Below are 9,137 nucleotides of genomic sequence, written 5' to 3'. Positions count from 1 at the left end.
CGCACGGCGGCCCCCACGCCCCCGTCGCGTCCGGTGCCCCCGCCGCCTCCGGCGAAGCCCGCGTCCAAGCCGCTGCCGCCGCCGCCGCCTGCCGCCGCGGCCGCAGCGCGCACCGAGGTGTCCGCGCCCGTGCCTCCCGTGGTGGGAGCGGGTGCGAAGAAAAAGGTCGTGGTGAAGAAGAAGGCCCGCTAGGGCGGGCTTTCGCCGTGCCGCCCCGGTGACGTGCGCGGCACGGTGCCGGGCCGAGCCAGGGGTACCGATGGACGCCGAGAACAGGGTCGACGGAGAGGACGGGCAGCCGGAGATGCCACAGGAGCAGTCTTCGGCCCCTCCGCCGCAGGAGGGGGCATCCGCTCACCCCGAGGAGCCGGGGCAGGGCGCTGTGCCCGAAGGGGGGACGGAGCCGTCCCCGGACACGGCCGCCTCCGGCGAGTCCGCGCCGGGCGAGGCGGAGGCGTCGCATGGCGGGGAGCCGCAAGGCACGCCGGAGGAGCCCGCCGCCGAGGCTCCGTCCGCGCAGGCCGAGCCCGCTGACGAGCCTCGGGAGGAGCCCTCCCCGGAGCCCGTGGCCGAGCTGCGGCCGCCGCCTTCGCTGGACCGGATGGTGCTGGCCTCGCTGCCGCTGGAGCAGCTGGAGGAGGACGCCACCTTCCGCATCCGTCCGCCCGGGGAGATCTCCGCGCTGGCCACGGACATCGCCCGGCTGGGGCAGCTGTTCCCGGTGGACGTGCGCGCCGTGGGGCAGGATCGCTACCAGATCATCTGCGGCTTCCGGCGCGTGGCGGCCCTGCGCTTCCTCAAGCGGGACCGGGTCCAGGCGCGCGTCCACGAGGCGCTGTCGGACGAGGACGCGCTGCTCATCGCCCTGGCGGCGGCCATTCACGCCAACCCCGTGGACCGCGAGGAGCTGGAGGCCAAGCGCGAGTCGCTGGAGTCCGCGGGGCGCCTGAGCGCCGCGGCGCGGGACATGCTGGAGAAGGCGCTGGAGTCCGACGACTCGCTGGCACCGGAGTCGATGGAGGAGGAGGTGGACGCGGACGAGCTGGCCGCGGACGCCGCCCAGCGGCTGGGCGCCCTCAACCAGGACCTGTCCCTGCTCGCCGACGTGTTCCTCTCGTTGGATGAGGCACGCCGGGCGGAGCTGCTGATGCAACTGCGGTACTCGTCCGAGCTGGTGGAGTACCTGGAGAACCTGTGATGGCGACGCCCCTGGCACGTGACCATGCGCGGTTGTTGGAACTGCTGACCGAGCGCTCCTTCGAGCGGCGCCGCGTGGTGCTCTCCTCCGGCAAGGAGTCGGACTTCTACATCGACTGCAAGCGCACGGCGCTCATGGCCGAGGGCCACTTCCTCATCGGCCGGTTGCTGCTGGATGTCATCCTGCGCGAGGCCTCGCTGGCGGTGGGGGTGGGCGGGCTGACGCTGGGCGCGGATCCCCTCGCCTCGGCGGTGAGCCTCACCAGCTACCTGGCGGGCTCTCCCATCGAGGCCTTCATCGTCCGCAAGGAGCCCAAGGGGCACGGCACGGGGCAGTGGATCGAAGGGCTGGCGGCGCTCGGCCAGCACGCGCCGGTGGCCATCGTCGAGGACGTGGTGACGACGGGCGGCTCCACCCTCAAGGCGATTGAGCGGGCCCAGGCCGAGGGGCTCAACGTGCTGGGCGCCTTCGCGCTGGTGGACCGGCTTGAGGGCGGACGCGAGGCCGTGGAGGCCGCGGGCCACCGGCTCTTCTCGCTCTACACGCGCAAGGACTTCATCCCGTGAAGAGGTGCCTGCTGATTTCGGGGCTGCTGGGGCTGCTGGCCAGCTGTACCACCACGCCTCCCACCATTGGAGACCCGGCCCCCCAGCTGTCGGACCGCCGGGCCGAGCAGGCCTACCAGGAGCTCTTCCTGCAGTACTCGGACCGGGCGGAGATCTACGACGGGTTCGACACGCGGATGTTCGCCGGGGCGACGTTCCAGACGCTGGCGTTCCGGGAAGCGCGCGTGCAGCGCCTGGCCCAGTTCCAGTACCTGCCCAAGCCCCGGGTGGAGGAGCTGCTGGCCAAGGAGCGCGCCGAGGAGGCCGAGTTCCACGAGTTCTGGCTCGGCGTCCACGTCAACGACTACCGCTTCGAGGACTTCGGGCGGAAGAACACCATCTGGCGCATGGTGCTGCTGACGCCCTCCATGGAGGTGGAGCCGGCGTCCATCGAGCGCCTGGGCCGCTCGAACCTGTCCATGCGCTCGTTCTATCCCTACATGGGGGTGTTCTGGATTGCCTACCGGGTCCGCTTCCCGAAGGTGCTCACGGACGGCACGCCGGTGATTCCGCCCACGGCGAGCCACGTCCACCTGCGCCTGGCCTCCACGCTGGGCCACGCTGAGCTGCGGGTGCACGCGCGCTGAGGGCTTACGTCTCCTCGGTGCGCCGCAGCCACTTCTCTGCCGCCTGGAGCGTGGGCCCCGCCTGGAGCCGGTCCAGCAGCGCCTCCGGCGAGGGGCTCACGGCGAAGGGCAGGGCCTGCACTTCCGGGATGAAGCCCTCGTCCACGGCGCGGCGGACCATGGCCAGGAGCGGCTGGTAGTAGCCCGCCACGTCCAGCAGGCCCATGGGCTTCTGGTGCAGGCCGAGCTGCCCCCAGGTGACGATTTCGAACAGCTCCTCGAAGGTGCCGAAGCCGCCGGGCAGGGCGATGAAGGCATCCGAGCGCTGGGCCATGAGCGCTTTGCGCTCGTGCATGGAGTTGACCAGGTGCAGCTCCTGCAGGCCGGTGTGGCCAATCTCCCGCTGCTGGAGGGAGACCGGGAGCACCCCCACGGCCCGGCCCCCGCCGGAGAGCACCGCGTCCGCCACGGCCCCCATCAACCCCACGCTGGCCCCGCCGTAGACGAGCGTGAGCCCGCGCCGGGCCAGCTCCTGGCCCAGCGCCGTGGCCGAGGCGAGGAACTCGGGCCGGGCCCCCGGCCGCGAGCCACAGAACACGCACACCGTCTTCAACGCCATGTCAGAAACCTCCGCGCCGCTCCGGGTAGGCCGCGAACATGGCCACCACGGCGGCGATGAAGAGCAGCAGGGGCAGGGCGCGCGCGTAGACGGCCTTGCCCATCTTCAGCGCCAGGCCGCAGGGCAGGCCAAAGAGGACGCCGCCCAGGTGCCCCGCCCAGCTCACGCCCGGAATGAGGCTGATGAGGGCAATCTGCAGCAGCCACATGCCCAGCTGCCGCCGCGTGTAGCCCGGGGAGATGGGCAGCAGCGCGCCCAGCCAGCCCAGAATCATCCCCGAGGCGCCCACGGTGGGCTGCTCGAAGTCGAACAGCAGCGCGAAGGCGGCCGAGCCCACGCACGTCACCAGCGACAGCCCCAGGAAGCGCCACGGGCCAATGGCCCGCTCCAGGCTGGGGCCGAGCGTGAAGGCCGCCGACATGTTGAAGAGCAGGTGGATGGGGCCGCCGTGCTCGAAGGCGTAGGTGATGACGCGCCAGGGCTGGCCGTGCTGGACCAGGGGGCCGTAGAGGGCGAGCGGCTTGCCCACCCGCTCCAGCCACTCGCCGCCGGGAATCAGCCCCTGGCGCAGCAGGAACCCATCCAGGAAGAACATCACCACCGAGAGGGCGAGCACGGCCGTGCACACCGGCGTCCACCGCCGGGGCGGGGGCTCGGGGGCCGAGGCGGGGGCAGGGCTGGGGGCATCCAGGATGCGGGGCTTGCGCGCCATCGGTCCTCAGGGCCCGCGGGAGACCACGGTGTCGCGCAGCCCGTGGTGGTCATCCGTGTTGGGGTAGTCGAGCGTGAAGTGCAGGCCGCGGCTCTCCTTGCGGCGGCTGGCGCAGTCGACGATGAGGTGGGCCACGTCGGCGATGTTGCGCAGCTCGATGACGTCCGGCGTCACCTTGAAGCGCCAGTAGTAGTCGCGGATCTCCTCGCGCAGCAGGTCCAACCGGCGCCGGGCGCGCATCAGCCGCTTGTCCGTGCGGACGATGCCCACGTAGTTCCACATGAGCCGGCGGATCTCATCCCAGTTGTGGGTGACGACGACGCTCTCGTCCGAGTCCACCGCGCTGCCGGCATCCCACTCGGGGGCTTCCTGGGGGGAGGAGGTGAGGGCGCGAACTTCATCGGCGGTGGCCACGGCGGCCCGGTGCCCGAAGACGAGCCCCTCCAGCAGCGAGTTGGAGGCGAGCCGGTTGGCCCCATGCAGCCCCGTGTGGGCCACCTCGCCCACCGCGTACAGGCCGGGCACGGAGGTGCGGCCGTGCAGATCCGTCACCACGCCGCCGCACATGTAGTGGGCCGCGGGCACCACGGGGATGGGCTGCACGGCCATGTCGATGTTGAAGGCCTTGCAGGTGGAGTAGATGTTGGGGAAGCGATCGGTGAGGAACGCGCGCCCCAGGTGCGTCATGTCCAGGTGGACGCAGTCATCGCCGGTGCGCTTGAGTTCCGCGTCGATGGCGCGGGCCACCACGTCGCGGGGGGCCAGCGCGCCCATGGGGTGGTAGCGCTCCATGAAGGTCTGCCCGTTGCGCAGCCGCAGCTTGCCGCCCTCGCCCCGGAGCGCCTCGCTGATGAGGAAGCTCTTGGCCTCCGGGTGGTACAGGCACGTGGGGTGGAACTGGTAGAACTCCATGTTGGCCACCTGGGCGCCCGCCCGGTAGGCCATGGCCACCCCGTCCCCCGTGGCCACATCCGGGTTGGAGGTGTACAGGTACACCTTGCCCGCCCCGCCGGTGGCCAGCACCGTCACCTTGCACAGGAAGGTGTCGATGCGGCCGTTCTCGGCGAGCACGTACGCGCCCACGCACCGGCCGGCCTTCCCCGGGGTGGTGCGCCGGTCGAGAATGAGATCGATCGCCGCGGTGTGCTGCAGGAAGGTGATGTGGGGCTGGGCGTCGCACGCGGCGAGCAGGGCGCGCTGCACCTCGCGGCCGGTGATGTCCCCGGCGTGGATGATGCGCCGCGCGGAGTGGCCGCCCTCGCGCGTCAGGTCGAACTCGCCGCTGGAGTGCCGGTTGAACTCGGCGCCGAACGCCACGAGCTCCTGGATGCGCTGGGGCCCCTCGCGCACCGTGACTTCCACCGCGTCCAGGTGGTTGAGCCCCGCGCCGGCCACCAGGGTGTCCTGGACGTGGGCCTCGAAGCTGTCGGTGGGGGCCAGCACGCTGGCGATGCCCCCCTGGGCGTACTGGGTGTTGCTCTCGTAACGTTCACGCTTGGTCAGCACGGCCACGGAGCCATGCCGGGCGGCTTGGAGGGCGAAGGAGAGGCCTGCGACACCGCCCCCTAGGACGAGGAAGTCGAAGCGCTGGGGCATGGGTGCGACCCTTAACGGGTGTAAGTGCCGGAAACAAGGCGTTTTCTTGAGGACTTTCTGGCGGAGGTCTAAGGTTACCGGGCCGCCATGCGCATGCGCTTCGCCATCATTCTCTGCGGGTTGCTGCTTCCCCTGGGGGCCTGGGCCTCCGAGGGCATCTACCGCTACGTGGAGAAGGACGGCACCATCATCTATACGAACGTGCCGCCGCCGGGGGGCAAGAAGGCCCGCAAGCTCAAGGGCACCTTCACCGAGGCGCCCAAGGCCTCCTCCGCCGTGCGTGGGCGGGCCCGCATCCCCGAGGAGCTTGAGCCGCACGTCTCCACGGCCTCCCAGCGCTACCGCATCCCCGCGAGCCTGGTGCGCGCCATCATCCAGGCCGAGAGCAACTTCGACCCCAAAGCCGTGTCCCCCAAGGGCGCCTGCGGGCTGATGCAGCTCATGCCCCAGACGGCGACGGAGATGTACGTGAAGGACATCTTCGACGAGAAGGAGAATATCGAGGGTGGGGTGCGCTACCTGCGGGTGCTCGCCAACACCTTCGAGGGGGACATGGTGAAGATGATCGCCGCGTACAACGCGGGGCCGCATGCGGTCCGCAAGTACGGCGGCAACGTGCCTCCCTACACGGAGACGCAGGAGTACGTGCGCAAGGTCCTGCAGCTCTACCACCACTACAAAGAGCGCGAGCGGCTCGTCAGCAACGAGCCCCGCGAAGCGAATGCCGATGGCGACGACGCGAGCGGCGGGGCCGGAGACGGGTCCCGTTGACGACGAGTTCCTGAACCTTCTCTACCGCGGCGGCGAGCTGCTGTCGGCCGGGAAGCTCACCGAGGCCCAGGGCTACCTCGAGCGGGCCCACCAGATGCAGCCGAAGAACGAGAAGGGGCAGAACCTTCTCGGGCTGACGTATTTCAAGCTGGGGCTCTTCGACCGGGCGGCGGAAATCTACGAGATGCTGGTGCGGGAGAACCCCGTGGACCCCACGCTGCGGGTCAACCTGGGGCTCGTGTACCTGAAGACCAACGCCCTTCAGCGCGCGGTGCGCGAGTTCGAGGTGGCGGTGGACTTGTCGCCGGACCACAAGAAGGCGCACAACTACCTGGGGCTGGCGCTGGCCCAGCAGAGCGAGTACGGGCGGGCGCGCGAGCACTTCCTCCTGTCGGGCAGCGATGCCATGGCCGAGAAGATGTCCCGCGCCATCGCCGGGGAGACGTTCGTCCGGGAGACGCCGGTGCCGCTGGCCCCGGAGCGGGGTTTCCCGGAGCTGGAACGGCCCGCCGCAGCCAGCCCGCAGGGCAGCGCGCCCCCGGTGGACGCCGCGAGCGAGGAGCTCGACATCGACGTCATCGAGGAGGAGCCCACGCCGCCCGCGGCCACGCCGCCCCCGGGTCTGGTGGCCCGCCCGCCCGCGCTCACGCCGCGCCAGGCGCCCCCGCCGCCCCCGGAGGATGACTGGGGGGCGCAGTTCGGGCTCGACGAAGTCCCCGCGCCGCAGACCCAGCCCCTGGGCGAGTTCCCGGAGATCGACGCGGACGCGCTCGGCTCCGAGCAGGCCCCGGAGCAGCCTCCCCTGGAGCTGCCGGTGCTGTCCGCCGAGGAACTGGCGCCGCAGGCCGAGGCCGCCCCAGAGGTGGCTTCGGTGGTGGTGGCGCCGGCAGCGGAGCCCGAGGCGTCCGCGCCCCCCATGGGCATGGAGATGGGGGCCCTGGCCGAGGCGTCCTCCTGGGCCGAGGCCCTGCCGGGCAGCGAGGAGGTTCCTCAGGAGAGTCCGTTCTCGGAGCCGCCGCCCCCGCCCCCTGTGGAGGCCACGTCCGAGGTGCCGGTGATGTCCTTGGAGGAGCTCTCCGAGGACGGGATGCCGGTGCTGACCGCGGAGCCCGAGAACGCGGAAGACCTGGCGGCCATGGCCCAGCACGAGCCGCCCCCCGCGCCGGTGGCCTCGGAGCCGCAAGCCCTGGCGGAGCCTCCTCCCGCGGAGGACGCCTTCCCAGAGGCCCCGCTGCCAGAGCCGGTCCCGGACGTCTACGCCGTGGAGGCGCCTGCCGAGACCGAGGCCTTCGCGGCCCCGGCGGTGCCGGCCCCGATGCTGGGTGAGCTGGCGCCCGTGTTGCCCCTGGCGGATCCCGGCGCGCAGGGCACGTTCGCCGTGGGGCCGGAAGGCTGCTCGGTAAGGGTGGCGGGCCAGGTGCTGCTCCGGCTGGAGGGGCTGGTGGCGTTCTCCGGCAACCTCACCTTCCAGCCCGAGACGAAGCGGTTCCGGGGCCGTGCCACGGACAAGCCGTTCGGGGAGGGCGCGGGGCAGATGGTGCGCGCCAGCGGGCAGGGGGCGCTCTTCGTGGAGCCGGCCGCGCGCCGCTCCTTCGTGGCCATGGACCTGGGGGAGGAGTCCGCCTACTTCCGGGACGAGAGCGTCTTCGGCTTCGAGGAGCCGGTGGTGTTCGAGAACGGCCGGGTGCCCTCGGAGGTGGCACCGGACCTGGACCTGGTGCACCTGCGGGGCAGCGGGAAGGTGCTGCTGAGCCTTGCGGGCCCGCTGCGGCTGGTGCCGGTGGGGATGCAGCGCCCGGTGTCGGTGCCGCTGACGCACCTGGTGGGCTGGCAGGGGAACCTGACGCCCCGGGTGGTGGCCCTGCTGCACGGAGGGGCCGGAGAGATCCTCAAGACGGCGGTGGAGCTGAGTGGCGAAGGATTTGCCCTCATCTGCCTGCCGGTCCGCTAGAACCCGCCCCCATGGACCGAGCCACGAGGAAGCAGCGAAAGCGCGAGGAGCGGGCGAGGCGCCGGGCGGCTCGCAAGGAGAGCGTGCTCATCCAAGAGTTCTGGAACCTGCCCAACATGCTGACGATGGGCCGGATCCTCCTGATTCCGCTGTTCGTGTGGTTCACCTACGACGCGGATCCGTTCTACTCGCTGATGGCGGGCATGGTGTTCGCCGTGGCCTCCATCACGGACGTGGTGGACGGGTACCTGGCGCGCAAGTGGAACCTCATCACGGTGGTGGGCAAGTTCATGGACCCGCTGGCCGACAAGCTCATCGCCATGGCGGCACTGGTGATGATGGTGCGGTTGGGGCGGGTGGCCGCCTGGGTGGTCATCGTGCTGCTGGCGCGCGAGCTCATCGTCAGCGGGCTGCGCACCATCGCGGCGAGCGAGGGCATGGTCATCGCCGCAGGGCAGGAGGGCAAGTGGAAGACGAGCCTCCAGCTCGTGGGGATCATTTCACTCTGCGTTCACTATGTTCACCCATTGGATTTGGGCTTCCGGGTGGTGACGGTGGACTACAACCTGGTGGGCCGGGTGCTGGTGTACCTGTCGAGCGCGTTCTCGGTGTGGAGCGCGGTGGTGTACTTCCGGGCGTTCTTGGCGATGCTCGCCCGGCGCGGAAAACCTGATGCACAGAATGCTTGACGGGCCAGAGGCGGGTCGGTATACCCCGCCTCGCTTCGACGGCGCGGAAACGCGGCGGCGGGCAGCAGATGCGGGAATAGCTCAGCGGTAGAGCATCGCCTTGCCAAGGCGAGGGTCGAGGGTTCAAATCCCTTTTCCCGCTCCATGAAGCCCAGGTAACCCCTGGGCTTTTTTATTTTCTGCCCCCTGAGTCTCGCGGAGCCGGCTGCTTGAGCACGTTGATGTGCTCGCGTCGGCTTCACTGCCTGGTGGGTCGGTTGCAAACCGCGCAAACGCCAGACCCCTGGCGTGGTTTACATCTCTTTCTCGCGAATTGTAGCCTATTCGACGTTTGTTGCTCTTGGTGGGCCGGTCTTCCTTTCAGGCCGTTCCCCAGAAGGCTCGGCCCGGCTCTGTCCAGATCAGGACCCAGGCGACGGCGTAGCCGCTT

Annotated in this window: 9 protein-coding genes, 1 tRNA gene and 1 pseudogene; 8 read left to right on the top strand and 3 right to left on the bottom strand. The window is 70.6% G+C overall.

Translation table 11 applies throughout. The annotated features are described in order from the left end of the window. From KY661_RS32845 to KY661_RS32830, 4 genes and pseudogenes are all read left to right on the top strand, one after another. Positions 1-192: pseudogene (locus KY661_RS32845) on the top strand (polymer-forming cytoskeletal protein); the annotation flags it as partial. Between the two features lie 67 nt (positions 193-259). Beyond that, positions 260-1,198 (top strand): ParB/RepB/Spo0J family partition protein, encoded by a 939-nt coding sequence (locus KY661_RS32840; protein WP_225413958.1) that lies wholly within the window; start codon positions 260-262, stop codon positions 1,196-1,198. Further along, the gene (gene pyrE / locus KY661_RS32835; protein WP_075008337.1) at positions 1,198-1,764 is read left to right on the top strand and encodes an orotate phosphoribosyltransferase; all 567 of its coding nucleotides are present in this window, start codon (positions 1,198-1,200) and stop codon (positions 1,762-1,764) included. The genes KY661_RS32840 and pyrE overlap by 1 nt, the downstream gene beginning before the upstream one ends. Beyond that, positions 1,761-2,390: a hypothetical protein gene (locus KY661_RS32830; protein WP_075008336.1), complete on the top strand. Its 630-nt coding sequence runs from the start codon at positions 1,761-1,763 to the stop codon at positions 2,388-2,390. Before pyrE ends, KY661_RS32830 begins: the two co-directional genes overlap by 4 nt. 4 nt (positions 2,391-2,394) lie before the next feature. Here KY661_RS32830 and KY661_RS32825 read toward each other — a convergent pair whose 3' ends face one another. From KY661_RS32825 to nadB, 3 genes are read right to left on the bottom strand one after another with little or no spacing between them, the layout of a single operon-like run. Next, entirely contained in the window at positions 2,395-2,988 is a 594-nt protein-coding gene (locus KY661_RS32825) for an LOG family protein (RefSeq protein ID WP_225413957.1), read from the bottom strand. A 1-nt stretch (position 2,989) separates the two neighbouring features. Next, positions 2,990-3,700, bottom strand: a complete 711-nt coding sequence (locus tag KY661_RS32820; protein WP_225413956.1) for a rhomboid family intramembrane serine protease — start codon at positions 3,698-3,700, stop codon at positions 2,990-2,992. Positions 3,701-3,706: 6 nt separating this feature from the next. Further along, positions 3,707-5,296, bottom strand: coding sequence for an L-aspartate oxidase (gene nadB / locus KY661_RS32815; protein WP_225413955.1), 1,590 nt, complete (start codon positions 5,294-5,296; stop codon positions 3,707-3,709). A gap of 87 nt (positions 5,297-5,383) precedes the next feature. Between nadB and KY661_RS32810 the strand changes: the two genes are divergently transcribed. The 4 genes from KY661_RS32810 to KY661_RS32795 all read left to right on the top strand — a co-directional run bounded on the left by KY661_RS32810 (position 5,384) and on the right by KY661_RS32795 (position 8,852). Then, the gene (locus KY661_RS32810) at positions 5,384-6,067 is read left to right on the top strand and encodes a lytic transglycosylase domain-containing protein (RefSeq protein ID WP_225413954.1); all 684 of its coding nucleotides are present in this window, start codon (positions 5,384-5,386) and stop codon (positions 6,065-6,067) included. After that, positions 6,024-8,018, top strand: a complete 1,995-nt coding sequence (locus KY661_RS32805; protein ID WP_225413953.1) for a tetratricopeptide repeat protein — start codon at positions 6,024-6,026, stop codon at positions 8,016-8,018. Before KY661_RS32810 ends, KY661_RS32805 begins: the two co-directional genes overlap by 44 nt. A gap of 11 nt (positions 8,019-8,029) precedes the next feature. Next, a complete protein-coding gene (gene pgsA, locus KY661_RS32800; RefSeq protein WP_075008331.1) occupies positions 8,030-8,707 on the top strand; it encodes a CDP-diacylglycerol--glycerol-3-phosphate 3-phosphatidyltransferase in 678 nt (225 codons plus the stop codon). A 70-nt stretch (positions 8,708-8,777) separates the two neighbouring features. Beyond that, positions 8,778-8,852 (top strand) — tRNA-Gly (locus KY661_RS32795). Positions 8,853-9,137 lie beyond the last annotated feature (285 nt).

The organism is Allostigmatella hybrida (assembly GCF_020103775.1).
Classification (GTDB): Bacteria; Myxococcota; Myxococcia; order Myxococcales; family Myxococcaceae; genus Hyalangium; species Hyalangium aurantiaca.
Note: the sequence above shows the minus strand (reverse complement) of the source record. Positions and strands in the feature narration are given on the sequence as shown.